The organism is Actinomyces sp. HMSC08A09 (assembly GCF_001807465.1).
Taxonomy (GTDB): Bacteria; Actinomycetota; Actinomycetes; order Actinomycetales; family Actinomycetaceae; genus Actinomyces; species Actinomyces oris.
This window is the reverse complement of record NZ_KV789084.1, coordinates 14,129-40,349: the sequence shown is the minus strand read 5'-3', so window position 1 is coordinate 40,349 and position 26,221 is coordinate 14,129. Positions and strand designations below refer to the sequence as shown.

At 67.2% G+C, this 26,221-nt stretch carries 25 protein-coding genes and 2 tRNA genes; 21 read left to right on the top strand and 6 right to left on the bottom strand.

Annotation, left to right across the window (positions count from 1 at the left end; all coding sequences use genetic code 11):
- Positions 1 to 49: 49 nt before the first annotated feature.
- The 4 genes from yidC to rpmH form a co-directional block, all read right to left on the bottom strand.
- Positions 50 to 1,234, bottom strand: coding sequence for a membrane protein insertase YidC (gene yidC / locus HMPREF3165_RS01295; RefSeq protein ID WP_070510273.1), 1,185 nt, complete (start codon positions 1,232 to 1,234; stop codon positions 50 to 52).
- A gap of 93 nt (positions 1,235 to 1,327) precedes the next feature.
- On the bottom strand, positions 1,328 to 1,612 hold the full coding sequence (yidD, locus tag HMPREF3165_RS01290; protein WP_070510270.1) for a membrane protein insertion efficiency factor YidD: 285 nt from the start codon (positions 1,610 to 1,612) through the stop codon (positions 1,328 to 1,330).
- 25 nt (positions 1,613 to 1,637) lie between these two features.
- Positions 1,638 to 2,006, bottom strand: coding sequence for a ribonuclease P protein component (rnpA, locus tag HMPREF3165_RS12575; RefSeq protein ID WP_003788509.1), 369 nt, complete (start codon positions 2,004 to 2,006; stop codon positions 1,638 to 1,640).
- A gap of 1 nt (position 2,007) precedes the next feature.
- Positions 2,008 to 2,145, bottom strand: a complete 138-nt coding sequence (rpmH, locus tag HMPREF3165_RS01280; RefSeq protein ID WP_003788507.1) for a 50S ribosomal protein L34 — start codon at positions 2,143 to 2,145, stop codon at positions 2,008 to 2,010.
- A 601-nt stretch (positions 2,146 to 2,746) separates the two neighbouring features.
- Here rpmH and dnaA point away from each other — a divergent pair.
- The 18 genes from dnaA (at position 2,747) to HMPREF3165_RS01195 (ending at position 19,492) form a co-directional block, all read left to right on the top strand.
- On the top strand, positions 2,747 to 4,426 hold the full coding sequence (gene dnaA, locus HMPREF3165_RS01275; protein WP_070510346.1) for a chromosomal replication initiator protein DnaA: 1,680 nt from the start codon (positions 2,747 to 2,749) through the stop codon (positions 4,424 to 4,426).
- 1,114 nt (positions 4,427 to 5,540) lie between these two features.
- Positions 5,541 to 6,671: a DNA polymerase III subunit beta gene (dnaN, locus tag HMPREF3165_RS01270; protein WP_070510264.1), complete on the top strand. Its 1,131-nt coding sequence runs from the start codon at positions 5,541 to 5,543 to the stop codon at positions 6,669 to 6,671.
- Between the two features lie 13 nt (positions 6,672 to 6,684).
- On the top strand, positions 6,685 to 7,902 hold the full coding sequence (gene recF / locus HMPREF3165_RS01265; RefSeq protein WP_070510261.1) for a DNA replication/repair protein RecF: 1,218 nt from the start codon (positions 6,685 to 6,687) through the stop codon (positions 7,900 to 7,902).
- Complete coding sequence (locus HMPREF3165_RS01260; protein ID WP_176746982.1) at positions 7,895 to 8,572, top strand: DciA family protein; 678 nt, start codon at positions 7,895 to 7,897, stop codon at positions 8,570 to 8,572. Before recF ends, HMPREF3165_RS01260 begins: the two co-directional genes overlap by 8 nt.
- A gap of 326 nt (positions 8,573 to 8,898) precedes the next feature.
- Positions 8,899 to 10,926 (top strand): DNA topoisomerase (ATP-hydrolyzing) subunit B, encoded by a 2,028-nt coding sequence (gene gyrB, locus HMPREF3165_RS01255; protein ID WP_009406855.1) that lies wholly within the window; start codon positions 8,899 to 8,901, stop codon positions 10,924 to 10,926.
- A gap of 68 nt (positions 10,927 to 10,994) precedes the next feature.
- Positions 10,995 to 13,676: a DNA gyrase subunit A gene (gyrA, locus tag HMPREF3165_RS01250; protein ID WP_070510258.1), complete on the top strand. Its 2,682-nt coding sequence runs from the start codon at positions 10,995 to 10,997 to the stop codon at positions 13,674 to 13,676.
- Entirely contained in the window at positions 13,673 to 14,170 is a 498-nt protein-coding gene (locus HMPREF3165_RS01245) for a DUF3566 domain-containing protein (protein ID WP_029316099.1), read from the top strand. The genes gyrA and HMPREF3165_RS01245 overlap by 4 nt, the downstream gene beginning before the upstream one ends.
- Before the next feature lie 49 nt (positions 14,171 to 14,219).
- Positions 14,220 to 14,293: transfer RNA gene (locus tag HMPREF3165_RS01240), tRNA-Ile, on the top strand.
- 30 nt (positions 14,294 to 14,323) lie between these two features.
- Positions 14,324 to 14,458, top strand: coding sequence for a DLW-39 family protein (locus tag HMPREF3165_RS13475; RefSeq protein ID WP_009396342.1), 135 nt, complete (start codon positions 14,324 to 14,326; stop codon positions 14,456 to 14,458).
- 32 nt (positions 14,459 to 14,490) lie between these two features.
- Positions 14,491 to 14,566, top strand: a tRNA-Ala gene (locus HMPREF3165_RS01235).
- 97 nt (positions 14,567 to 14,663) lie between these two features.
- A complete protein-coding gene (locus HMPREF3165_RS01230; protein ID WP_070510342.1) occupies positions 14,664 to 15,182 on the top strand; it encodes an HXXEE domain-containing protein in 519 nt (172 codons plus the stop codon).
- Positions 15,183 to 15,219: 37 nt separating this feature from the next.
- Positions 15,220 to 15,936, top strand: a complete 717-nt coding sequence (locus tag HMPREF3165_RS01225; protein ID WP_070510253.1) for a CPBP family intramembrane glutamic endopeptidase — start codon at positions 15,220 to 15,222, stop codon at positions 15,934 to 15,936.
- Complete coding sequence (locus HMPREF3165_RS01220; RefSeq protein ID WP_003788490.1) at positions 15,933 to 16,322, top strand: hypothetical protein; 390 nt, start codon at positions 15,933 to 15,935, stop codon at positions 16,320 to 16,322. The genes HMPREF3165_RS01225 and HMPREF3165_RS01220 overlap by 4 nt, the downstream gene beginning before the upstream one ends.
- Positions 16,319 to 16,522, top strand: a complete 204-nt coding sequence (locus HMPREF3165_RS01215; RefSeq protein WP_070510341.1) for a helix-turn-helix transcriptional regulator — start codon at positions 16,319 to 16,321, stop codon at positions 16,520 to 16,522. Before HMPREF3165_RS01220 ends, HMPREF3165_RS01215 begins: the two co-directional genes overlap by 4 nt.
- A gap of 1 nt (position 16,523) precedes the next feature.
- Entirely contained in the window at positions 16,524 to 17,024 is a 501-nt protein-coding gene (locus tag HMPREF3165_RS01210; protein ID WP_070510250.1) for a MarR family winged helix-turn-helix transcriptional regulator, read from the top strand.
- A 136-nt stretch (positions 17,025 to 17,160) separates the two neighbouring features.
- A complete protein-coding gene (locus tag HMPREF3165_RS01205; RefSeq protein WP_070510247.1) occupies positions 17,161 to 18,132 on the top strand; it encodes a quinone oxidoreductase family protein in 972 nt (323 codons plus the stop codon).
- 65 nt (positions 18,133 to 18,197) lie between these two features.
- Positions 18,198 to 18,647 (top strand): GyrI-like domain-containing protein, encoded by a 450-nt coding sequence (locus HMPREF3165_RS01200; RefSeq protein WP_070510244.1) that lies wholly within the window; start codon positions 18,198 to 18,200, stop codon positions 18,645 to 18,647.
- The gene (locus HMPREF3165_RS01195) at positions 18,644 to 19,492 is read left to right on the top strand and encodes an AraC family transcriptional regulator (RefSeq protein WP_070510241.1); all 849 of its coding nucleotides are present in this window, start codon (positions 18,644 to 18,646) and stop codon (positions 19,490 to 19,492) included. The genes HMPREF3165_RS01200 and HMPREF3165_RS01195 overlap by 4 nt, the downstream gene beginning before the upstream one ends.
- 101 nt (positions 19,493 to 19,593) lie before the next feature.
- On the opposite strand, the gene HMPREF3165_RS01190 is transcribed toward HMPREF3165_RS01195, so the two are convergent.
- Positions 19,594 to 22,230 carry a CshA/CshB family fibrillar adhesin-related protein gene (locus HMPREF3165_RS01190; RefSeq protein WP_070510238.1) on the bottom strand — a complete coding sequence of 879 codons (2,637 nt, stop codon included), beginning with the start codon at positions 22,228 to 22,230 and terminating at the stop codon, positions 19,594 to 19,596.
- Between the two features lie 565 nt (positions 22,231 to 22,795).
- Between HMPREF3165_RS01190 and HMPREF3165_RS01185 the strand changes: the two genes are divergently transcribed.
- Positions 22,796 to 23,554 (top strand): Rossmann-like domain-containing protein, encoded by a 759-nt coding sequence (locus HMPREF3165_RS01185; RefSeq protein WP_070510235.1) that lies wholly within the window; start codon positions 22,796 to 22,798, stop codon positions 23,552 to 23,554.
- 157 nt (positions 23,555 to 23,711) lie between these two features.
- Here the strand turns inward: HMPREF3165_RS01185 and HMPREF3165_RS01180 are convergent, their stop codons facing one another.
- A complete protein-coding gene (locus HMPREF3165_RS01180; RefSeq protein ID WP_070510232.1) occupies positions 23,712 to 24,257 on the bottom strand; it encodes a hypothetical protein in 546 nt (181 codons plus the stop codon).
- A 177-nt stretch (positions 24,258 to 24,434) separates the two neighbouring features.
- Here HMPREF3165_RS01180 and HMPREF3165_RS01175 point away from each other — a divergent pair, with 177 nt between their 5' ends.
- Both HMPREF3165_RS01175 and HMPREF3165_RS01170 read left to right on the top strand, forming a co-directional pair.
- Positions 24,435 to 24,956, top strand: coding sequence for a peptidylprolyl isomerase (locus HMPREF3165_RS01175; RefSeq protein ID WP_070510339.1), 522 nt, complete (start codon positions 24,435 to 24,437; stop codon positions 24,954 to 24,956).
- Between the two features lie 187 nt (positions 24,957 to 25,143).
- Positions 25,144 to 25,998, top strand: a complete 855-nt coding sequence (locus HMPREF3165_RS01170) for a rhomboid family intramembrane serine protease (protein ID WP_070510230.1) — start codon at positions 25,144 to 25,146, stop codon at positions 25,996 to 25,998.
- Positions 25,999 to 26,221 lie beyond the last annotated feature (223 nt).

Sequence of the window (26,221 nt, the reverse complement as noted above, 5' to 3'; positions counted from 1 at the left end):
TCATCCGTATCTGTGATGGGAACCGGGTTATCTGGCCGCTGAACACGTATCAGCGGTTGCGCTTCTTCTTGGCCTGGGCCTTGCGTCGGGCCGCCGCCTCACGCCGCTGACGGGCACGGCGCTCATAACGACGTCGAGCGATCTCCTCATCGCTGAGGCCACCACTCTTGGACGAGGTCGAGTCCTTGTCCTCATCAGCGTCCTCGAGCTGCTCGACATCGGAGTCGTCGGCGAAGGCCTCACTGCGGGACTCGCCCTGACCGCCGGACTTCTTCTGCCGGTTCTTACGCACCGGCTGCACCCGCTGACCTCCGGTGCGTCCCTCGGCCTCGGCCTTGGCGATCGCCTCGGCTCGCTCCTCCTCCTCCAGGGAGGGCAGTCCCTTGCGGGCCCGCTTGGCGTTGATGCGGGCGCGGTACTTCTTCTCGGCCTCGCTGCCGGGGGCGGGCATGTTGCGGATGGTGAAGAACTGCTGACCCATGGTCCACAGGTTGGAGACCACCCAGTAGACGAGCACACCGATCTGGAAGTTGACGCCGGAGACGGCGAAGATCACCGGCATCACGTACAGCATCATCCGCTGGGAACGGATCATGGGGTTGTCGGAGTTGAGGGAGTCCGTCGACATGTTCTTCATCGACAGCTGCGCCATGGTGTACCACTGCGTCACCGACATGATGACGATCATGGCGACCGTGACGATCTTGACCTGCGTGTCGGAGCTGCCCAGGAAGGAGGAGGACAGGCTGGCGCCGAAGACGCTGGAGGCCTGAACCTGCTCGGCCAGCTGCTGCGTGAGCGGACCGATCGAGGGGCGGCCGTACTTCCCGGCAGCAACGGCACCCAGGGAGGCCAGCACCCGGAACAGGGCGAAGAAGATGGGCATCTGCACCAGGATCGGCAGGCAGGAGGCCATGGGGTTGGTCCCGTGCTTGCGATAGAGCGCCATCATCTCTTCGTTCATGCGCTGGCGCGACTCGGGATCCTTCTTGCCCTTGTACTTGGCCTGAAGGGCCTGCATCTCGGGCTGGAGGAGCTGCATCCCGCGGGAGGCTCGGATCTGCTTGACGAACAGCGGCATGATGAGCAGCCGCACCACGATCGTCAGACCGATGATGGACAGCACCCAGGCAACACCCGGTCCGTCGGGGAAGCCGATGAGGACCAGGGCCTTGTGGATCGTGACCATGACCCAGGCCACGGCCACCTTGAGCGGCCACAGCAACGTGTCCATCCGTACTCCTTGTATGAGGGTTCTCGTGCGAGAGGTATCAGTGTGGGCTCAGGGCTTGAGCCGGCGTCGTGTCCGCCGGTTCAGCGGCTTCGGTCAGGGGTCCTCGACCGTGAACCTCGGAACGTCACGGGGATGGTGGTATCGCCACTGCCCCTTGTCCGGGACGTGGTCGACTCCACCGCGGGTCAACGGGTTGCATCGCAGCAGACGCCACAGGGCCAGCAGCAGGCCCTTGATCGGACCATGCACCTTGAGCGCCGTGACGGCGTAGGCCGAGCACGTGGGGTAGTAGCGACAGGAGGCCGGCAGGGCGGGCGAGATGAAGCGCTGGTAGAAACGCACCGGAGCCACGAGGACTCGCGTCAGCCATCCGCTCATCGCTACGCCCGCAACCGGCCCCGGCTCACCGCCGGTGCCCTTCAGCTTGACGCTCCCGGCACCGGCTCAGAAGCCGATCCAGGTCACGTCCCAGGGTGCTGCTGTCGGCGCCGTCGGCACCCGCCAATCCGCGCACGACGACACGAGCTCCCGGTTCCAGGGAACCGACCCGCTGCGCCATGAGGGCTCTGACCCGGCGCTTGACACGGTTACGGCGAGTGGCCAGCGGGACCTGCTTCTTGGGCACGACGACGCCGACGAGAGCCGGGGAGTCATCCCCTCTCCCGCCGGCGTGGTAGTGCACGACCAGCCTGCGGTTCCCGCAGCGCGTACCCCGACGAATCGCGGTAGTGAAGTCCTCACCCCGCGCTAATCGGTGCGCCGCGCCGAGCACCTCAGGCGGCGAGGCGAACGCGGCCCTTGCGGCGCCGCGAAGCGAGGACGGCGCGGCCTGCGCGGGTGGACATGCGCTTACGGAAGCCGTGCACCTTGGCACGACGACGGTTGTTCGGCTGGTAGGTCCGCTTGCTCACGGGCTTAACTCCTGCTTGAGGTGAGGTGATCGGAACAGTGCATCGCGAGGTTCGCGGCACTGTCGCTCGTGCGGCTGCCCCATGGATCGGGACCTGACTCCGCGCGAACGTCTGCAACAGCCTACGTTTGGCCCTCTTGCCGGTCAAACGAATGTGGCCGACTGTGACCACTGTGACCGGTGGCGTCATCCACATCCTCTCCACACTCCGTCCACAAGCGGGGTCGTCCGTGTCCACGGCTGTGGGAAGGACTCCGTCCACACCCTTGCGGATATGTGGATAACTCCTGAACCTGTGCGTACCGACTCGAAAGCCCCGTCAATGACGACACTTCTGTCATTCCGCGGGCTCGCAGCAGATCATCCGGGCCATCCATACCTACTGTTTTCAGAGTTTATTCTGAACGTTATCTGTGAGCCGTCGCTCGGTGTGTCCCCAGGTGTGGACAAGGCTGTGGAGAACCAGCATGATGGGACGCCTGGCCGAGACCTTCCGGTTCGCCAGTTCCACACAACCCTGTCATCATCGACGCAGGGCCCCGGCCGGCGTCGGTCGGGTTGCAGTCACCGGGTTCACCAACCATGCCGATCAGGAGTCCGTCGTGCCCGACGCCGCCAATACCAAATGGCTCTCAGCCCTCGAGGTGCTCTCCAGCTCCGGAGAGCTGGGGCAGGGCAAGATGTCCATGATCCGCATGACCCACCTCATCGACGTCGACGGCACGCTCGTCCTCGTCGTCGGATCGGCCTTCGCCAAGGACATCGTCGAGCAGGCACGTGCCCCCATCAGCGCCGCCATCACCCAGGTCTGGGGCCGCCCCATGCCCATGGAGGTCACGGTCGACACCTCCTCGGAGGCCTCGCGCGCACCCATGCCCCCGGTGGCTCCCGAACCGGTCAACCTGACGACCGTCGCCCCCGCACCGGCATCCTCCCCGTCCCCCTCCGTCCCACCCCAGCCGTCGGGACCCTCCACCGCATCGGCTATGTCCGCCGCGCCCGCCGCACCAACGATGCCTGCTTACGGCGAGCACCTCGCCGAGCCCTCGCCTTACTCGGCGAGCGCCCCCTCACCGATGCCTCACTCCCAGGCCTCCGCCGCCTCGGCGCCGTCGACGATGTCGGGTTCCCTTCCCATGAGGTCAGCACATCCCGGCACCTACAGCCCCGGGGGCACCGGCCCCCAGAACCCCACCGGGCTGCTGACACCCACCGCGGCCCACGACGTCTCCCAGCTCAATCCGAGATACACCTTCGACACCTACGTCACCGGCTCCTCCAACCGGTTCGCCCACGCCACCGCGCTGGCCGTGGCCGAGGCCCCGGCCCGTGCCTACAACCCCCTGTTCATCTACGGCGGCTCCGGCCTGGGCAAGACGCACCTCCTGCACGCCATCGGCCACTACGCCCAGACCCTCAACCCGGGAATCCGCGTCAAGTACGTCAACTCCGAGGTCTTCGTCTCCGACTTCATCGCCTGCGTGCGCGACGGCAACCAGGACGACGGCCGTATGGAGGGCTTCAAGCGCCGCTACCGCGAGGTCGATATCCTCCTGGTCGACGACATCCAGTTCCTCCAGGGCAAGGAGTCGACCCTCGAGGAGTTCTTCCACACCTTCAACTCCCTGCACTCCTCGGGCAAGCAGGTGGTCCTCACCTCCGACCAGCCCCCCAAGGCCCTCGGTGGGCTCGACGAGCGCCTGCGCTCCCGCTTCGAGTGGGGCCTGCTGGCCGACGTCCAGCCCCCGGACCTGGAGACCCGCATCGCGATCCTCTCCCGCAAGGGCACCGCCGAGGGCCTCGACCTGCCCTTCGACGTCCTGGAGTACATCGCCTCACGCATCACCACCAACATCCGTGAGCTCGAGGGCGCCCTCATCCGGGTGACGGCCTTCGCCTCCCTCAACAAGCAGCCCGTCGACCAGACCCTGGCCGAGATGGTCCTCAAGGACATCATCTCCGACCCCGAGGGCCAGGAGATCACGACCTCCCTCATCATGGCGCAGACCGCCGACTACTTCGGCATCACCATCGATGACCTGTGCTCGGCCAACCGCTCACGCACCATGGTCTCGGCCCGCCACATCGCCATGTACCTGTGCCGCGAGCTCACCGACCTCTCCCTGCCCAAGATCGGGCGGGAGTTCGGCGGGCGCGACCACACCACCGTCATGAGCGCGGACAAGAAGATTCGCACCCTCATGGCCGAGCGCCGCTCCACCTTCAACCAGGTCACCGAGCTGACCAGCCGCATCAAGCAGGCCGCCCAGTCTCCCGCCTGAGCCGACCGGCCACCGACACAGACCGCAGCACCCGCGACGTCGTCATCGCCAAAGCGTTCTGTTTATCTCCTCGTTTCTGAGGCCTTCACGTGTCAGGACTGATGAAGCGCTCGCTCAGGTCGGAGTCCGTGATGGGTCTGGTCGTCCTGGGGGCGACGGTGGGTCGAGGGACGAGGCCTGGCACGTCTTGGCGGGTCGCTGGTGTCCATGGTGCTGACATCAACGCCGCTTCGGTGCTGAGCGCCGAAGACGAACCGCGGCATTCCAACGATCCCTGTCGGGTGCTCCGACGTCGGGCTCGGTAATGTCAGCGCTGTGGACACTTGACGCCAGCGGAAGCGAAGTCTGCAGGGTCTCGCAGCGAGGCCTGGCTCTGTCTGGACCCTTGTTGAGCCCACGCGGGACCCGCAGGCCATAGGGACGACGTCGGCTCCGAGGCTTCCGCCCTGAGCCGACCTACTCCACGAGGGCCGGGATCCACTGGCCAAGGGTCGTGCCTACTGCACGAAGGCCCCACCTACCCGCAGCACACCCCACCCTCCTCCAGCAGCACCCCACCCTCGTGCATTACGTGCCGGCGAGACTGGGCACCGGCGGCCGGGCCGGCCCGCTGTGGACGGTGCTGAGGAGGGCACGTGGAGGAGCGAGCGTGTCGCTGTGGAGGTAGCGCACCCCCACTGTGGAATGACATGGATGTCATTCGCTCTCTCCACCGATACCCCTGTCCGCTCACCAGAACCACCCACGTGTCATTCCCCAGCACCATTGGCGTCATGACGGCGAAAAATCCTGTTATCCCCAGCATCCACACGTGCTACTACCCCTACAGATCTAGATGACAAGAAATCGCGAAGCACGATCGGCCAACGAGACCGGACCGGGCCCCGGGCGCTTGTCATTCGGAAAGGCGCATGGGATGAGCATGGGTGATCGCTGGTGACAGGGTGACTCCCACGGACTACCGTCTACACTCTCGACCCAGGACTGCGTTCCCAGCGACGCCGTTCCCATGACGACTGTCCGCCGGCGACCTGCCGGCACCACGTTTTTTCTCGGCTCAGTAGTGCCACGACGCCTACCGGCCGACCGACCACGATTGACGGAGGCACCTACCGTGAAGCTCAGGGTTGACCGAGACATCCTCGCTGAAGCCGTCACCTGGACTGCACGATCCGTGCCCGCCCGCCCGCCGGTACCCGTGCTCGCCGGCGTCAGGCTGGAGGCCAAGGGTTCCAGCCTCGTCCTGGCCTCCTTCGACTACGAGGTCTCCGCCCACTGCGAGGTGGCCGCCGACGTCGAGGAGGACGGCGTCGTCCTCGTCTCCGGACGCCTCCTGGCCGATATCGCCAAGGCATTGCCGAACAAGCCCGTCGACCTGGAGGTCGAAGGCAACAAGGTCGCCGTCTCCTGCGGGTCGGCCCGCTTCTCCCTGGCGGCCATGGCCGCCGACGACTACCCGGCGCTGCCGGTCATGCCCGCCGTCGCCGGCACGATCGACGCCCACGACCTGGCCCGCGCCGTCGGACAGGTCTCCATCGCCGCCTCCCGCGATGACACCCTGCCGCTGCTCACCAGCGTCCAGATCGAGGTCGAGGGCAGTTCGCTGGTCCTCATGGCCACCGACCGCTACCGCCTGGCCATGCGGGAGCTGACCTGGTCGCCGTCCAACACCGACCTGTCCACCACGGCCCTGCTCAAGGCCCGCACCCTCTCCGACGTCGCCAAGTCCCTGACCTCTTCCGGAGACGTGACCGTGGCCCTCAGCAGCGAGTCGGCCGCCTCCAGCCTCATCGGCTTCGAGGCCGGCGGCCGGCGCACCACCTCCCTGCTCACCGACGGCGACTACCCGCCGGTGCGCCGGCTCTTCCCGGAGTCCACCTCGATCCACGCCACCGTGGGCACCGACGAGCTCATGGCCGCCGTGCGCCGTGTCAGCCTTGTCGCGGACCGCTCCACCCCGATCCATATGTCCTTCACCCAGGGCAACCTGGAGCTCGACGCCGGACAGGGTGACGACGCCCAGGCCACCGAGCAGCTCGTCGCCCACCTCGAGGGCGACGACATCTCCACCGCCTTCAACCCCGGCTACCTCCTCGACGGCCTGGGCGCCCTCAACCAGCCCTACGTCCGCCTCGACTTCACCCACGCCTCGAAGCCCGCGGTGCTCACCGGCATGGACTCCATCGGGGGCACCGAGGACTCCTCCTTCCGCTACCTGCTCATGCCGATCCGCTTCGGGGCCTGAGACCCGACGGGGCATGTACGTCTCTGACCTCTCCCTGGACGACTTCCGCTCCTACCGCAGCCTGGTGCTGTCCCTGGAGCCGGGCCCCAGTGCCTTCGTCGGCTCCAACGGACAGGGCAAGACCAACCTGGTCGAGGCCATCGTCTACCTGGCGACCCTCTCCTCCCACCGGATCGGCGCGGACACCGCCCTCGTCCGGAGGGCGGCACCGAGCCAGGCCCAGCCGGCCGGCGCCGTCGTGCGCGCCCGGGCCGTCCACGGGGAAAGACCCAGCGTCCTGGAGATCGAGATCATCGCCGGCAAGGCGAACCGGGCCCGCCTCAACCGGGGCGGCTGCCGACCCCGCGACCTGCTCGGGGTGCTGCGCGCGGTCGTCTTCGCCCCCGAGGACCTCTCCCTGGTGCGCGCCGAGCCCGGGGTCCGCCGGGGCTTCCTCGACGACCTGGTCGTCACGCTGCGCCCGGGTTTGGCCGGGGTGCGCGCCGAGCACGACAAGATCCTCGCCCAGCGCGCCAGCCTCCTGAAGTCCGCGCGCGCGGCCCGCTCCTCGACCTCCTCCATGCTCTCCACCCTGGAGGTCTGGGACGCCCAGCTCGCCGCGGCGGCCGCCCGGCTCGTCGCCGCCCGGGTCGACGTCGTGCGGCGCCTGCGCCCTTGGGTGGCCTCCGCCTACGAGACCGTCTCCGGGACCTCCGGGCAGCGCTCCCGAGCCCAGATCGCCTACCGCTCGAGCCTGCTGACCCATGAGGGAGTCCCGGAGCCCGACCCCCACGACGAGTCGGCCTGGCTCGCCGGCGAGGAGACGCTCCTCGATGAGGCCGCCCTGGCCGCGCGCCTGGAGAGCGCCATGGGTGAGCTCCACGCCCGCGAGATCGACCGCGGCGCCAACCTCGTCGGGGCGCACCGCGACGACCTGAGCCTGTTCCTCACCGGTCTGCCCGCCCGCGGATTCGCCTCCCACGGCGAGCAGTGGTCCTTGGCCCTGGCACTGCGCCTGGCCTCCTACGACATGCTGCGCACCGACATCGACGCCTACGGCGGGGACGGCGAGCCGGTCCTCATCCTCGACGACGTCTTCGCCTCCCTCGACGAGCAGCGCCGCCGCGCCCTGGCCCAGATGGTCGCCGGCGCCCAGCAGGTCCTGCTGACCGCCGCCGTCGACGACGACGTCCCCGCCGAGCTCGCCGGCGCCCGGTATCGCGTGGCCGACGGTGAGGTCACCCGTGGCTGAGCCGTCCGCGTCCACCGGCGATGGCCCACTGCCCGACGTCCTGGCGCAGCGGGCCCTGACCCGCCAGCGCGCCCAGGCCTGGGAGAAGGGCGACACCCGCGTGCCGGCCCGCCGGCTGCGCGAGCCGGCCGGCGGTTCCGGGGGCAAGGACGTGCAGCCGGCGGCGCCCTGGGACCAGCGCCGCGAGCTGGCCCGGGCCCTGGGACAGAACCCCGACGACCCGGCCGACCGCGGCCCCGGACTGGCGCGGGGACGCGACCGGCCCGGCCCCACCCCCTTCGACCCCAGCACCGGACAGCGCGAGCTGCGCCGCATGGTGGCCGACAACGGCTGGGCGGGAAAGCTCGCGGTGGCCGGCGTCGTCGCCCGGTGGCGGGCCATCGTAGGCGATCAGGTCGCCGAGCACTGCACCATCGAGTCCTTCGACGCCGGTCGCATCACCCTGCGCGCCTCGTCCTCGAGCTGGGCCCAGCAGCTGCGGCTCCTCCAACCCACCATCGAGGCCAGGATCGTCGAGGCCCTGCGCTCGGGTCCCGGCGGCCGCCAGGCCGGAGGGATCAGCACTGGCGACGCGGTGGAGCTGCGGATCCTGGGGCCGGCAGGCCCGACCTGGAAGCGCCGCGGAGTCGGCCTGCGCGGCACCCGCGGTCCGCGCGATACCTACGGATAGTGGGAGTGCGGGTATCATTGGCAACGCACCGGCCGCGGCCGTCGTCGCCGCAAAGACACGGTTCGGGCGCCAGGAATCGGGCGGCGCGCCGATCCACGCGGGACAGAGGTGACCACGGGCACGCCCCCAGCTGCTCACGGTGCCGCGGTTCACGGGCCCATCTACGCTAGAATGCGGTGAAACCGCCCAAGGTGCGCCCAGGACCGTCCTGATGTACCCACCTACGTGTGCGCACGATCCTCCTCAGGATCGTCGTGTGAAGGGCCCGGACGGAGACATCGGACCACTGAGGTCCCGATGCGCACAGATTGAGGAGCAACTGACACGTGTCTGACCAGGACGCCACTGTGAATCACGATTACGGAGCCTCGGACATCACCGTCCTCGAAGGGCTCGAAGCGGTCCGGAAGCGCCCCGGCATGTACATCGGTTCCACCGGTGAGCGGGGTCTGCACCACCTCGTCTACGAGGTCGTCGACAACTCCGTCGACGAGGCCCTGGCCGGCTACTGCGACCACATCGAGGTCACCATCCTGGCCGACGGCGGCGTGCGCGTCAGCGACAACGGCCGCGGCATCCCGGTCGATGAGCACCCCACCGAGCACAAGCCCACCGTCGAGGTCGTCATGACGATCCTGCACGCCGGCGGCAAGTTCGGGGGCGGCGGCTACGCCGTCTCCGGCGGCCTGCACGGCGTGGGCATCTCCGTGGTCAACGCCCTGTCCACCCGGGTGGACACCGAGGTCCGCCGACAGGGCTTCGTGTGGCGCATGTCCTTCGCCGACGGCGGGCGCCCCATCACCGAGCTCGTCAAGGGCGAGGCCACCGACTCCACCGGCACCACCCAGACCTTCTACCCGGACCCGACCATCTTCGAGACGGTCGACTTCGACTACGAGACGCTGCGCCGTCGCTTCCAGCAGATGGCCTTCCTCAACAAGGGCCTGCGCATCACCCTGACCGACGAGCGCCTCGGCGTCCAGGACGCCGGCGACGAGATCGCCGGGGACGACTCCGCCCCCGACGCCCCCGAGGTCGGCTTCCGCACCGACTCCTACTGCTACGAGCACGGCCTGCGCGACTACGTCGCCTTCCTCAACAAGTCCAAGAAGGCCGAGCTCATCCACCCCGAGATCATCGACTTCGAGGCCGAGCAGTCCCTGGGCGAGAACCACTCCATCAGCCTGGAGATCGCCATGCAGTGGACCAGCGCCTACTCCGAGTCGGTCCACACCTACGCCAACACGATCAACACCACCGAGGGCGGCACCCACGAGGAGGGCTTCCGCACGGCCCTGACCACCCTGGTCAACAAGTACGCCCGGGACAAGGGCCTGCTCAAGGAGCGCGACGACAACCTCACCGGTGACGACATCCGTGAGGGGCTGACCGCCGTCATCTCCGTCAAGCTCTCCGAGCCGCAGTTCGAGGGCCAGACCAAGACCAAGCTCGGCAACACCGAGGCGCGCACCTTCGTCCAGCAGACGGTCTACGCCCAGCTCGGCGACTGGCTGGACTCCCACCCCGGTGACGCCCGCGCCATCATCACCAAGGCCTCCCAGGCCGCCGCCGCGCGCCTGGCCGCCCGCAAGGCCCGCGAGGCCACCCGCCGCAAGGGCGTCCTGGAGTCCGCCTCCATGCCCGGCAAGCTACGCGACTGCTCCTCGAAGAACGCCGCGGACTCCGAGATCTTCATCGTTGAGGGAGACTCCGCCGGTGGCTCCGCCGTCGGCGGCCGCGACCCCGAGCACCAGGCGATCATGCCGATCCGCGGCAAGATCCTCAACGTGGAGAAGGCGCGCCTGGACCGGGCCCTGTCCTCCGACACGATCCGCAGCCTCATCACCGCCTTCGGCACCGGAATCGGCGAGGACTTCGACATCGCCAAGCTGCGCTACGGCAAGATCGTCATCATGGCCGACGCCGACGTCGACGGCCAGCACATCGCCACCCTCCTGCTGACCCTCCTGTTCCGCTACATGCGCCCGCTCATCGAGCACGGCCACACCTACATCGCCATGCCGCCGCTCTACCGGCTCAAGTGGTCCAACGCCGAGCACGAGTTCGCCTACTCCGACGCCGAGCGCGACAAGCTCCTGGCCGCCGGACAGGAGAAGGGCCGCCGCCTCCCCAAGGACGGCGGGATCCAGCGCTACAAGGGTCTGGGCGAGATGAACGACCACGAGCTGTGGGAGACGACCATGGACCCCACCACCCGGATCCTCAAGCAGGTCACGCTCGATGAGGCGGCCGACGCCGACGAGACCTTCGCGATCCTCATGGGCGACGACGTCGAGCAGCGGCGCTCCTTCATCCAGCGCAACGCCTCCGACGTCCGCTTCCTGGACATCTGAGCGGTACCGAGCCACACGTGAAGCGCCGGCCCGCTGCCGGCGACCTCCTCTGAACACGAAGGAATCCTGTGAGCGACGAAGTTGAAGAGATCATCGGCGACGAGGGAGCGACGAACGCACCCGCCCCCGAGCGCATCCAGCCGGTCGACCTCCAGATGGAGATGCAGCGCTCCTACCTCGACTACGCGATGAGCGTCATCGTGGGCCGGGCCCTGCCCGACGTGCGCGACGGACTCAAGCCGGTCCACCGCCGCGTCCTGTACGCCATGTACGACGGCGGCTACCGCCCCACCGCCTCCTTCTCCAAGTCCTCGCGCATCGTCGGCGACGTCATGGGGACCTACCACCCCCACGGCGACAGCGCCATCTACGACGCCCTGGCCCGCCTGGTCCAGTGGTGGTCGCTGCGCTACCCGCTGGTGGCCGGCCAGGGGAACTTCGGCACCCCCGGCAACCTGGGGCCCGCCGCCCCCCGGTACACCGAGTGCAAGATGGCGCCCCTGGCCATGGAGATGCTCCGGGACATCGACGAGGACAGCGTCGACTTCCAGGACAACTACGACGGACGCAACCAGGAGCCGGTCATCCTGCCGTCGAGGTTCCCCAACCTCCTGGTCAACGGCTCCGAGGGCATCGCCGTCGGCATGGCCACCCGCATCCCGCCGCACAACCTGCGCGAGGTCGCCCGCGGAGCCCAGTGGTACCTCGAGCACCCCGACGCCTCGCGCGAGGAGCTGCTCGACGCCCTCATCGAGCGGATCCCCGGACCCGACTTCCCCACCGGCGCCACGATCCTGGGCCGGCGGGGCATCGAGGACGCCTACCGCACCGGCCGCGGCTCCATCACCCAGCGGGCCGTGGTCAACGTCGAGGAGATCCAGGGCCGCCAGTGCCTGGTGGTCACTGAGCTGCCCTACCAGGTCAACCCCGACAACCTGGCCGACAAGATCGCCCAGCTCGTGCGCGACGGCCAGGTCACCGGCATCGCCGACATCCGTGACGAGACCTCCGGGCGCACCGGTCAGCGACTGGTTATCGTCCTCAAGCGCGACGCCGTCGCCAAGGTGGTCCTCAACAACCTCTACAAGCGCACCCAGCTCCAGGACAACTTCCCGGCCAACATGCTCGCCCTGGTCGACGGGGTGCCGCGCACCCTGAGCCTGGACGGCTTCGTGCGCCACTGGGTCGCCCACCAGATCGACGTCATCGTGCGCCGCTCCCGCTTCCGCCTGCGCAAGGCCGAGGAGCGCCTCCACATCCTCGAGGGCCTGCTCAAGGCCATTGACGCCCTCGACGCCGTCATCGCCCTCATCCGGCGCTCGCCCACCACCGAGGAGGCCCGCACCGGCCTCATGGGGCTGCTGGACGTCGACGAGGCCCAGGCCGAGGCCATCCTCTCCCTCCAGCTGCGCCGTCTGGCCGCCCTGGAGCGGCTCAAGATCCAGGAGGAGTCCGAGGAGCTGCGCGCCCGGGTCAAGGACCTGCGCGAGATCATCGCTTCCCCGGAGCGCCAGCGGGGCATCGTCTCCGACGAGCTGGCCGAGATCGTCGAGAAGTACGGCGACGAGCGCCGCACCCGGATCGTGCCCTTCGACGGCGAGATGAGCATGGAGGACCTCATCCCCGAGGAGGACGTGGTCGTCACCATCACCCGCTCCGGCTATGCCAAGCGCACCCGCACCGACTCCTACCGCTCCCAGCACCGCGGCGGCAAGGGCATCCGCGGAGCCACGCTGCGCGAGGACGACGTCGTCGACCACTTCTTCGTCACCACGACGCACCGCTGGCTGCTGTTCTTCACCAACTACGGCCGTGTCTACCGCGCCAAGGGCTACGAGCTGCCCGAGGGCGGGCGCGACTCCAAGGGTCAGCACGTGGCCAACCTCCTGGCCTTCCAACCCGGCGAGGAGATCGCCCAGGTCATGGAGCTCCAGGACTACGACCAGGCCGACTACCTGGTCCTGGCCACCCGCCGCGGCCTGGTGAAGAAGACCCGCCTGAGCGAGTACAACTCCAACCGCTCCGGCGGCGTCATCGCCATCAACCTGCGCCAGGACGAGGAGGGCAACTACGACGAGCTCGTCTCCGCCCGGCTCCTGAGCACCGGGCAGGACCTCCTGCTGGTCTCCCGCGCTGGCCAGTCGCTGCGCTTCCACGCCGATGACGACACCCTGCGCCCCACGGGCCGGGCCACCAGCGGCGTCACCGGCATGCGCTTCCGTGAGGACGACTACCTGCTGGCCATGGACGTCGTCGACCCCTCCTGGCAGGACGCGGACCTGTTCGTCGTCACCGAGGGCGGCTACGCCAAGCGCACCAACGTCGTCGACTACCCCGTCAAGGGCCGTGGCGGCCTCGGCGTCAAGGTCGCCAACCTCGTCGAGGCCCGAGGTAACCTCGTGGGCGCCCTGGTGACCGACTCCGGTGACGAGGTCCTGTGCATCATGGCCTCGGGCAAGGTGGTCCGCTCCGCCGTCGTCGAGGTCTCGCGGACCGGTCGGACCACGCAGGGCGTGACTTTCGCCAAGCCCGACGCCGGAGACCGCATCATCGCGGTGGCCCGCAACACTGAACGGGACATGGAGGAGGCGGTCGATGCCGCCGATAGCGCCTCGAGTGCCGACTCTGCGGACTCCACCGACCAGGCCCAGGCTCTCCAGGCCCCGGAAGGTGACACTGGCGACTCTCCTGCGGACTCAGCGGCGGACACGGTAGCGTTGGAAGACAACGAGAGTGAGGTCGAAGCATGAGCCAGCCGGTTTCCATGTCCCCTGACGGTGGGCAGTCCGCAGGTGCCGCATCCATTGTGGGTGGCGCGGATGCCTCCGGCAGCGCGTCGGGCGGCAAGAGCAAGAAGAGCAAGAAGACCATCGCCGGGCCGCGCCGCGTGCGTCTGGCCCTGACCCGGGTCGACCCCTGGTCAGTGATGAAGGCGAGCTTCCTGCTCAGCTTCGCCGCGGGCATCATGCTCATCGTCGCCACGGCGGTCGTGTGGTTCATGCTCGACGCCATGCACGTCTTCTCCACCATCGAGGAGCTCGTCAAGACGGTCGCCGGTGAGCGCTCCAACACCTTCTCCGCGATCGTCGCCTACCTCGAGCTGCCGCGGGCCCTGGCTGTCTCCACGATTGTCGCCGTGGTGGATATCGTGCTGGTGACCGCCCTGACCACGCTGGGCGCCTTTCTCTACAACATCACCGCCACCCTCGTCGGTGGGATCCATCTCACGCTTGCGGACGAGTGATCGGATTTGGTCTGCGATAGCCGGACAGGTTAATCTTCTCCGGTCGCAAGGGCCTATAGCTCAGTTGGTTAGAGCGCATCCCTGATAAGGATGAGGTCGCTGGTTCGAGTCCAGCTAGGCCCACCGTCCGCGGTGAGACGATGAGGAGGTTTCATGAGGAACCGTGCAGTCGTATCAGCCGCGGTCTTTTCGTTCCTGGCCGCTGCGGGTTATGCCGCGTGGCTCAGGTTCGAGGCGGCCCGCATGGAGCGGGCCGCGTGGGCCGAGGTCACCGACCCCGTCGACTAGCAGCTGACGGAACTGGTGACCACCCTCCCTAAGGGGCCATGGCGCAATTGGTAGCGCACCTGCTTTGCAAGCAGGGGGTTACGGGTTCGAGTCCCGTTGGCTCCACCACTGCTTTCTCATACTCCCCGCTCCCCGAGATGGGCCATGATGGTGGTCCACCTCGGGGATTCTCTCGTCGGTACAATGTGTGCCGGAGGTGACCGTGATGGATCCGGTGTCACTGGCGACCGGAGGGCTGTTCTTCTCATGGCTGGCGCATGACCTCGAGGAGCTGGCCACGATGCCCGGCTGGACGCACCCGCTTTTCGACAAGGTTCCCTTCCTGCCCGAGGACATCCGACGTCACGGCTGCTCGCGTGAGCACGTCTACCTGGGGATCGGTCTCATGGGTGTCCTCATGGCTGTTGCCTCCATTGACGGCTACCGCACCCGTGGACGCTCGCCCGTCTACCAGGCCGCGCTCTACGGCTATGGCATGCACACCTTCAGCCACCTGGGCTCAGCGGCCCTGGCCCGGCGCTACACCCCGGGGGTGGCGACGGCGCTGCCGGTCGTCCTGCCCTTCTGGATCTTCGCGAAGCGGACGCTGCGAGCTCATGGGGTCGAGGTGCGCCCCCACCGATGGGTGATCCCCGCCTTCCCGGTCATCGCCGGCACGGCCCTGGGCAGTGCGTACCTGATGACGACAGGGCGGTCGAGGGAACGTCGTCGAGATGGAAAGTAACCTTGACTGGATGACAAGGTCGCTTTATATTTGAGGCATGATTTCCTCGCCTGACGTCATAAGAACCGGGCGCAGCGTGGTGGTGCTTCTCCTGATGCGAACCGTCCTGCTCTTCGCTGGCACCGGTATCGTTCTGCCCTTCGTCGACTGGAGCTATAACCGGGCCCTGCTGTGGGCCAATGTGACGGTGGTGATTGTCGACGTCATCACTCTGCTCGTCCTCTCGCGGCTACTGGCTCGCCAGGATCGTCGCCTGCGCGATCTGCTGGCCCCCAGCTGGTCGGGTACCGCCTGGGGACTGCTGGCCTTCATCATTCTGCAAATCGGATTCTCCGCCTCAACCTTCATCGGCATTCTGGTTGCCTATCAGGGGGATCCGCCCGCCTCAGGAGTGTTGCATGGCGTTCCCGTGTGGATGGGATGGTGGGCCCTGCTCGTCATGCCGGTGACGATTGCCCTGGCGGAAGAAGGCTTGTACCGCGGGTATGCCGCTGAGGCCCTCGAATCTCGTTTCCATAAGGCTGCGGCACTGGTCGTTATCGCGTTCTTCTTCGCACTCCAGCACGCGGCGTTGACGCCATTGAGTCCTCGGGCGCAGCTCGCCAGGTTCATCACCACGTTCTTGGGAGGACTGCTCCTCGGAGGTATGCGTTGGCGCTGCCGCCGCGGCCTGTGGCCGCTGGTGGTCGCTCACTGGGGTCTTGATGTGCTTGGTCTTGGGCTTCCGATTCTGTTAGCATCACAGGCATCATGAGTAGTGACCGTAAAGCACACGTCGCCTACCTCGTTCGGTTCACCATAGGCATGGTGCTTTATTCTCTGGCTATTTTCGCCAAAAGATTCTGGCTCCATTCCGTGGAGGGGACGCTATGGCGATTCATTGTTGTGCTGCTTCCCATGATCGGAGCCTGCGTGTGCGCGTGGGCGATGAGGAAGATGTTCCAAGAGATTGATGAGATGCAGCAGAAGAAAATGCTGGATGCTCTGGTCATCTCATCGGCGGGAACGATTCTCACTTGTATTGCTTACAGTTTTATGGAGGAAGTTGGCCTGCCTCTTCTCAACGCCTCATGGGTCGTGATGGTGTGGGGAGTGTTCTTCATCATCGGAACATTGTGGACGGCCTGGCGGTACCGGTGAGGAACGCACTTAAGGTCCTGCGCGCCGAGCGCAGCTGGACCCAGGCCCGGCTCGCCGAGGAGCTGGGTGTCTCCCGCCAGACGGTCAACGCCCTGGAGGCCGGTCGCTACGACCCCTCCCTGCCCCTGGCCTTCACCATTGCTCGCGTCTTCGGCCTGACCATCGAGGAGATCTTCTTCCCCGATGACGACGCCTCCTAGGATGAGCACCGTGAGCCACACCGTTGACATTCCGCCCCCGAGGCGAGGACGTCGCGAGCTCATCGAGGACACCGGGGTCCGGCTCGGCCTGCACATCAAGTCGGCCGAGCAGGCCATGATGGCCGCCAAGACCCAGGCTCTGAGGAGCTTCGGCCTCACCGTGGCCCAGTACGCGGCCATGCTCTCCCTGTACTACGTGCCCGAGCAGTCCTCGGCCCAGCTGGCCAGGGCTGCCGCGGTCACTCCGCAGACGATGGCCACCGTCATCGCCAAACTGGAGCAGAAACGACTCGTCACCCGTCACCCCTCCTCCGACCACGCCAAGGTCCTCATCGCCTCGCTCACGACCGAGGGTGAGGCCCTGCTACTGCGCGCCGACAAGGTTGCACGCCGCATCGAGCAGCGTATGGCCGAGTCCTTCACCGTCAAGGAGCGCCAGCAGCTCACCGAGATGCTCGGGCGCGTCACCTCCCTCCTGCGCGACGACCTCAGTGCCGAGTAGCGGCCGAGACATCGACGATCACTGCTGTCTCGGGCCCACGATCACCACTGGCTCAGCGAATCGCAACGGGGCTGCTCCGTGTCATGTATCAGGTATCTGATACTGTGTTGGTGACTGATACAGGAAGGTGTTGCTCATGAAGGCCATGCAGATCGTCAACTTCGATGGCCCGGCGTCCGGGTTGCGGTACCAGGAGGCTCCCACTCCTGAGCCCGGACCGGGTCAGATCGCCGTGGATGTGGACCATGCCGGCGTCGGCTACGTTGAGGCGCTCTTCACCGAGGGCCTCGTGGCCATCGACCTGCCCTGGACTCCCGGGCTGGAGGTGAGTGGTCGAGTCCGTGCTCTTGGGGACGGTGTGGATGGCTATCGGGTTGGGGACGCCGTGGTCGCTCTGACCATCACCGGAGGTGGCGGCTACGGGCAGGTTGCCGTGGCCCCCGCGGAGCTCGTGACGCCTCTGCCCGCGGGCCTGGACCCGGTCCTGGCCGCCGCAGTTCCGGCGAACTCGACGACGGCGCTCGTCGCCCTGGAGGAGATCGCCCACCTGCGTCGCGGCGAGAGCGTGCTGGTCCACGCCGCCGCCGGTGGCCTCGGCTCGCAGATGGGCCAGGTGGCCCGACTGCTCGGGGCGGGCCGCGTCGTCGGCGTCACCCGCAGCGAGGCCAAGCGCCAGGAGATCCTGGACCTGGGTTATGACGAGGCCTGGTTGACCGAGGATCTCGCGGAGGCCGACCCCGCCCAGTTCGACGTCGTCGCCGACCCGGTGGCCGGCCCGGCCCGGCTGCTCAGCCTCGACCTGCTGCGTACGGGAGGACGGCTCCTCGCGCTGGGGGACGCCTCCCAGGAGCAGGACCAGCAGGTGAGCACCACGTCGCTGTGGCTGCGGGGCATTGGCGTCATCGGCTTCAACCTCGGGGCCTTCAGTCGGGCGAACCCAGGACTCGTCGGAAGCCACCTGAGGCGTGCGGTGGAGCTTGTGGCCTCCGGAGAGCTCCGTGTCCACGTCACCGACCGCCTCCCGATCCAGGAGGCCGCTCAGGCCGTCTCCGCGGTGCGCACGGGAACCACCACCGGCAAGATTGTCTTGACCCACTCGCAGGACTGACGACCCGTCCAGGTCCGCAAGATTCGTCAGTGAGCTCTGGGTGCCATACGGGCATCATGGAACGCATGAGAGAAACGATCGGCTCCTTCGACGTCGTTGGCCTGCCTCTTCGGACATCGAACCGAGAGGCGGCCCGTACCATTCCCCCTCACTGGCGGGCCGCTGCCGACGCCGGGCTCCTCGCACCCGAGAAGCCCGGCGTCGGCCCCGGCATCTATGCGGTCTATACCCACTACGAGGCTCCCGGCGACGATGTCGACGGTGTCTACACCCTCGTCATCGGCAGGCGCATCGAGGCCGGAGGTTCGGTTCCCCCTGGCCAGGTGACTGTGACGATCCCGAACTCCACTCGCGACATCCTCATGCTGGCCGATGCTCGGCCGGAGAGTGTCTATGACGCGTGGGCGGATGTCTGGGCCCGCAAGGACCTGACCCGTGACTATCGTGCCGACTACGAGTACTACGCTCCGGACGGCTCGATTCACCTGTCCATCGGGGTCCTTTCGGACACATGAGGGCCGAGCAGTACCAACGCCAACTCGACGTCGTCACCGACTACATCTACACGCATCTTGACGACGACCTCAGCCTGGAGACTCTCGCTCACGTCTCCGGGTTCTCCCGCTATCACTGGCACCGCATCTACCGGGCGGTGCGCGGGGAGACGGCCGCTCAGACCGTACGCCGTCTCCGTCTGGAGCGGGCTGCCGCCATGCTCACAGAGACCTCGTGGCCGGTGGAACGGATCGCCTGGAAAGCCGGGTTCACCGGCACCGAAGTGTTCAGTCGAGCCTTTCTCCGCGCATATAGGACGACTCCCAGCCGATTCCGCATCGGTGGACGCCCGGCATCGATCGACTCACCAGTGACGAGTTGTGGTTCGGGATCGATGTCGTCGGTGAGTCAGGACCCGGCGTGGGAGGTGCGCGTGGAGACTCGCCGCGGCTATCGACTTGCCGTATCCGAGCACCGTGGTTCCTATATGGATATCGGCCGGGCGTTCAGCCGAGTCAGAGACCGTGTGGGATCCGGGAGTCGGATGGTTGCCATCTATGAGGACGATCCCGACGCCGTTCCCCCGGCTGATCTGCGCTCGGCGGCTGGAACCGTCGTCGACCCCGGTATGAGGATTCCCCACGGTCTTGCAGAAAGGGTGGTGCCGGCCGGCCGGTACGCGGTCCTGCGTTACATCGGCCCCTACTCCTCGATGCATGCCGCCTACCGGTGGCTCTACGGTCAGTGGCTGCCGAGCTCGGGCGAGGAGCCGCGAGACCATCCGATCATCGAGGAGTACCTCACCGACCCGGCAACCACCCCGCCCGTCGACGCCGTTACCGACATCCTCCTGCCGCTCCTGTGAGGCATCCGGCCTGATGCGGTTGACGCCGATGGGCCGCAGACACCGTGGTGTCTGCGGCCCATCACGTGCGTCCCGATGGTTCGCTCAGGTCATGAGTCCAGTCATGAGTCCAGGGCCCGCCGGCGTCGGTAGGCCTGGACCATCATGGCCGGCACCGTGATCCCCAGCACCGCCCCTCCGGCGATGAGGAAGGTGTCGGCCGCGCTCCCTCCGGTGAAGGGGATGGCGGGCACCGACGACTTGCGGTTGGCGATCTTGCCCAGCGCCACGACCTGCCCCTGGGAGGAGATGGTGATGGTGCGGGGGGTGGCGTCCAGGACGTAGCCGACCGGCGGCTTGGTCTCGACGAGCCGGTAGGAGCCGTAGCCCAGCTCCGCCAGCTTGAAGGCGCCGGGGTTCGCATCGGTGTCCAGGCCGCCCTGGGCGCAGGTGCCCACGCAGTCGGTGATGGTGCGGGCCTGGTCCGGCTGAGGCCGACCGTTGGAGTCAAGGGGAATCAGCGACCACTGGGCGCCCTTGATGGGGTTGCCGCGCTCATCGGTCTTGGTCCAGGTGGCCGACCCCTTGATCCGGCTGTTGGTGACCTGACCCAGGTCGAGGGTGGGGGTGTCGTCGTCCGTGCCGGCGGCCGGCGCCGATCCGTCCAGGGTCTTGGTCAGGGTGGTGGAGGACAGGTGGTAGCCGGCCGGAGCCTGGGTCTCGGTGATGGAGTACTCGCCCCAGGTGAGTCCGGAGACCTTGAAGAACCCAGCTCGAGGGTCTTGGTCCACCGAGCCGTTGGGACACGTGGCCTTGCCGCCGGTGGCGACGCAGTCGGTCACCTCCTTCTGACCGCCGTTGAGCGCCGGGGAGGCCAGCGTGAACACGGTCCCCGCCAGCGGGTTGCCGGCGTCGTCGACCTTGCTCCAGACGACCTGACCGGGCTGAGCCGTGTTGACCATCGTGCACTGCATCCACTCACCGGTGGCCAGATCCAGGGTCTTGGAGGCGGAGTTGACCGTCGACGACGGAGTCCTGATATCCGAGTTCGGGTGTGGCACGCAGGAGACCGTGGCCTTGTACCCGGCCGACTTGGGCGACGACGAGGACTCCGACAGCACCGTCTGGCCCTGGGGCAGGTAGGCGGAGTCGAAGCCGCCGGCGCCTGAGGCGGTCTTACCGCGCTTGGGAGTTGCCGTGAGCGTCCAGTCCTTGGCGGACAGGCCCAGAGAGCCGGCCGCGGTGTTGTCCACCTGCTTGACCAGGGACAGGTTGGGCAGCTGGACCTGCACCTGGTGGTCCTCGACCTCACCGTTGACCGCGATGCCAGTGGGCTGAGGGTCCTCTGCTTCCCGCCCGTTGGGCGGGGCGCCGGTGATGCGCAGACGCATGAAGGTGGCCGCACCGTTGCCATTGATGGTGCTCCGCTTGGCGTCCTGGGGGACGGTCCAGGTCACAGTGGCCTTACCGGCGCTGGAGCAGGAGGTCACCGCGGAGCGTTCACCGGCGGAGAACACGCCGTCCCGGTTCCAGTCCACCCAGCCGGCGATCTTGGTGTTGCTGCCCGAGCAGGTGATCTCCTGACTCCACTTCTGGCCGATATCGGTCCAGATGACGCGGTCCCAGTTGGCGGGGAGGGCGTCCTCGTCATCAATATCCGTGGTGTTGTCCCTCGAAGCGTCAGCGGTGTGGGTGATGCTGTCATCGTGGTCCGTCAGGGCACCCAGACGCACGACGGCGGAGTTCGTGGTGGCCACGTTGCCCTGGTCCGTTGCCGCACTCAGGTTGTACCAGTCTCCGGCGTCGCCCTCATACGGTGCCTTGCCGCGGGCGATGTTGCGCTCTCCGCTGTCAGACAGCTCCCCACCGCTCCAGGCCGGCTGGAACGCGCTGCCGGCAACACCGTAGCTCTCAGGCGCGTCGCCGTAGTCCATGTAGGAGACGACACCGAAGGCGACGGCGCCTCGACCGCCTCCGTGGATCTCGACGTAGCCGGTGCGCATGTTGCTCAGCAGCATGACCGAGGAGGGGCCGTAGCCGTTGCGAACCTTGGCGCTGCACTCGGCGTCGTCCGGGCGCAGCTTGATGCCGGGCCGGTTACCAACAGGGGTGGACACGGAGACCTTGCCCACGACGGAGTTCGTGATGCATCCCGGTGTCCGGGCGCTCTCCAACAGGCGGTAGGTGACGTTCTGGGAGGCGACGTAGGGGATCGGGGAAACGGAGATGTACTCCTTCTGGCCGTTGGGGATGTGCCAGCTCGAGGCCTCAGCATCGGCGACGACCATGCCCTCCATCGGAACCTCCACCTTGTTGGGGAAACGCTCCAGCTGGCTCTTCGCAGGCTGGGAGGCGGAGGTCACCAGGTAGGCGCTGCACTCGATCTGGAACTGCTGTGTGGAGGAGTCCCTCAGGTTGGCAATGCCCAGAGGCAGGTTTGACGAGGTCGCATAGGGCTTCTTGGCGACCCCGGCGGTGTAGTTGGTGCCGTCGTTGTAAAGGCGAGCCAGGCCGTCGCCCATCCAGTTACCCGGATAGTATCCGACACTTAAGCCCCGGTCGGTGGGCAGCCCCGTCTCGTTCTTTCCCACGGCGGTGGTGCGCACATTGGACAGGGTGCATCGACTGGTTCGCCACTTATCGCCGGAGATCCGTGAGGGAGTCGACCAGACCACGCCGGTGCTTCCGTCGGGAAGGATTCTCGTGCCTTTCCCGGGCAAGGTATTGGTCATCTCGTTCCAGTCGATCCAGTCGATCACCTGGGTATATTTTCCCGATCCTCCGGCAGGATTACCATAAATGGCCTCGGCCGGAGGGAGTGGAAGCGTTGCCGTGCCCAGTGCACCGGCAATCAGGGCAAACGTCGAGATGGCGGCGCCGCTCCTCAGTCTCCGACGAGACTGGCGTGAGGGCTGACGTGACGACGTCAGTTCCCGCCGGTGCGAGCGGACAAAGAATCGGCGAAGCATGAAGCGCTACCTCAGTTTTAGGGTCATGGGCCTTGACACGGTAGCATTAAGGAATTCCACAGAGAAACACAGTGAGTTTCCTGCAACTCAACAGCAATCAACGTCACGGTTGAGTCTCACCAATGAATTGCGTCATCGGTCGGAAAGTGACGCATTAGTATTCTTCCGGTGCGCTCATTGTACGTGCGCTCATTGTGCGGGCAGCGGTGCTCGGGCAGCGGCGCCCGGTTCTGTCTGCGCTGAGGCGATGCCGCGAGGGGTCGCTGAGGCACTGGGGTGAAGGGCTGCGCCGTCGGACGGGACTGCTTAGGATAGGTAAGGCTCAGTCACCGCCCGGTTGCAGAAGGATGAGGTCATGTCACAACCATGGGAGATCTACGACGCGCTTCTTGACGGACTGCCCGACGACGTCGTCGTGCGCACAGCGGGACAGGGGCCCCGCTGGAGCCGCGTCCTCAACTCCGCCGGCGGCGTCGGCACGGCCTGGACCATGGATGTGCGCAGCCGCCCGGCCCTCAACGACGGGCCGCTCGAGGGACGGCCACTGCGCGACGTCGGCGCCCTGGCGAAGTCCTGGAACCTGGCTGAGGCCAGCATCGGCCAGGCCGCCATCAACTCCTGGTACTCGCGCGAGCAGACGGCTGCGGACAACGGTTTCGAACCCACCGGGGAGGGACTGACCTGGCGCCAAGTCTTCGACCCCTACCGGGAGATGATCGTCGGCAAGAGAGTCGCAGTCATCGGGCACTTCCCCTTCGCCGAGGCCGCACTGGCCGGCGCCGGCGAGTACATCTGCCTCGAGCGCAACCTTCAGCCCGGCGACTGGCCGGACAGCGCCTGCGAGTACGTCCTGCCCGAGTGCGACCTCGTCTTCATCTCCTCATCGAGCTTCGTCAACAAGACCGCGCCGCGTCTCATCGAGCTCTCCCGCCAGGCGCACACCGTCCTGGTGGGGCCATCGACGCCACTCAACCCGGTGCTCCTCGACTACGGCGTGGACACCATCACCGGTTTCATCGCGGCGAGTTCACTGAGCGACCCCGCCTCCCTGGCCGAGATGGTCCCGGCCGGCGACATCGGCCCCGGATTCCGCGTCCACCGTCACCGGGCCTGATCGGCTGGCCCTCGCCACGGCGGCCGGCAGGCGTCGGTCGCTGCGGCAGCGCCATGGAAAGTGCCATGGAAACTGCCATGGGATGAGAACTGGAACAACGACGGCGCCGCGCTGGGTCATGTCCAGAGCGGCGCCGTCGTGAATTCTGAGGGGGCGGTCAGGCCTGAGCGTCCTCGGGGCTGATGCCGTAGCCGGCCTCATCCTCGGTGGAGTCGGCCCAGTACTCCTCGGCCCACGGGTCCTCAACGGGCTGGCTACGACGCCACACGACATAGGCGCCGGCAGCGGCCGCGCCGGCGACGGCGAGCCAACCCAGGGTCTTGAGCACGCGGTGCTTCTTCTGCTTCTTCACGGGAACCTCCAATGCGGCGGACTTTGCGGCAACAGCCACGCGCTGGGCGCGCTCTGTCAGGGTACCGTCCGTACCTGCAGCAGCCTGGGCAGCCACGGCGGCGCGCTGCGCACGCGGGATGTAGTCCTCGACAACCCGGTAGCGGGCCTCGTGGACCACCGGCTCCAGACGCTCCTGTGCGTCCTTGGCGGCGCGGGCCACGCCCCCGGCGGCCTTGCTGACGTGCGGAGCAGCCCACAGGGCGGCCTTCTCAGCCTGGCCGACGACGGATCCGGCAAGGGTTGCTGCCTCCTTGCGCAGATGAGTGGTGTCGAGCTTCTTGTCGCAGCATGTCTTCGTCAGGCAGGACATGGTTGCCTCCCAGGTAGGAAACGGATACAGACGGTCGTTGTGCAACGTGCACCAATGGTCGCACCCCGGCGCGGCCTGGCCCACACGATGTCCAGCCGTTTTGCCTGGGGTGAACAGCACCGCGCACCACTGAGGGGTTCATGCCGATGGGCCCGCGACCGTGCCACCATGTCACTCATGGAAGCGACTCTTCACACCAACCTCGGTGATATCCGCCTGGAGCTCTACCCCGAGCAGGCTCCTGAGACCGTCTCCAACTTCGTGGGGCTGGCTACCGGCCAGAAGGCGTGGACGGATCCACGCACCGGCGCGGAGTCCCACGCCCCGCTGTACGACAACGTCATCTTCCACCGTGTCATCCCCGGTTTCATGATCCAGGGCGGTGACCCGCTGGGTGACGGTACCGGAGGACCCGGCTACGTCTTCGACGACGAGATCGACGCCTACCTGACCTTCGCCGCCCCCTACGTCCTGGCCATGGCCAACGCCGGCCGCCGCCTGGGCAAGGGCACCAACGGCTCGCAGTTCTTCATCACCACCGCCCCCACCGAGTGGCTCCAGGGCAAGCACACGATCTTCGGTGCCGTCACCGACGAGGCCTCCCGCGCCGTCGTCGACGCGATCTCCGCTGTGGAGACCGACCCGCGCGACCGCCCGGTGCAGGACGTCATCATCACCTCGGTGGACATCACCGAGTAGTTTCCACGAGGGCATGGGGTGGCCGCTCAGCAACGAGGGGTCACCCACCGCACCGCTACCGAAGCACCGGAATCAGGTGTGATTCGCCTCTGTGACGCCGCTGGGACCCGCGTCCCGGCGGCGTCGTCGTATCCGGTTCACCCGTCCCAACCCGCTCAAGCCCCGATCATCCGCACAGGAGCATCCGATGACCTCGACGAACTCGTTTCCGCAGCAGGCACCGCCGGTGTGCCCGCGGCACCCGGACACGGTGGCCTACGTGCGCTGCCAGCGCTGCGACCGACCCACCTGTCCCGCCTGCCAGGTGCCCAGCTCGGTGGGGGTGCACTGTGTGGACTGTGCTCGTCAGTCTCAGGTCGGCCGACGTCAGGCGCGCACGCTGCTGGGCGGGACCGTCACCTCCGGGGCCCTGGTCACCAAGATCCTCGTCGGCCTGTGCGTCGTCGTCTACGCGCTTCAGGTCTTCATTCCCGAGGTGACGATGCAGTCGCTGGAGCTCCGCCTGGGCTTCGTGCCGGCACTGGCCGCCTCCGAGCCCTGGCGGTTCCTGACCACCGCCTTCCTGCATGCGAACTACATGCACCTCGGCTTCAACATGTGGGCTCTGTGGGTACTGGGCGGTGCTCTTGAACCTGTGCTCGGGCGGTGGCGCTTCACCTGCGTCTACCTGCTCAGCGCCCTGGGCGGCTCGACGATGATCTACTGGCTCTCCTGGCCGAACACGGAGTCCTGGCTCACGCTGACGGTGGGCGCCTCGGGAGCGGTCTTCGGCCTGTTCTCGGCCATGTTCATCGTGCAACGGCGCTTCGGGCGAGACACCTCGGGGATCGTGGCGCTGGTGGCGATCAATGCCGTCATCTCCTTCCTGGGGGCCAACATCTCCTGGCAGGGGCACCTCGGTGGGCTTGTCGTCGGAGGGATCGTCTCGGCGATCTACGCCTGGGCGCCACGGGGGAAGCGGCAGGCTGTGGGGATCGCTGGAACCGTTGCGGTCGCGGTGGCCCTGGTAGGGCTCGATCTGCTTCGGGCCCTCCTCTCCTGAGACGCACCGGCCCTGTGTTGCGTCATGACTTCTGAGAGTTTCGGATGTCATGACATCTCAAGACACCGGTCGGGGGTGGGTCTGCCGGATGGGAGAGCTGCTGCATCGGCCTGCCGGAGGGGGCTGCCCCGGTCACTGTGGTGGCTTACGGCGTCGTCCGGGCGAACTGCACGAGGGTGGGGTGCTACTGGATGAGGGTCGGGTGCACTTCGGGTAGGTGGGG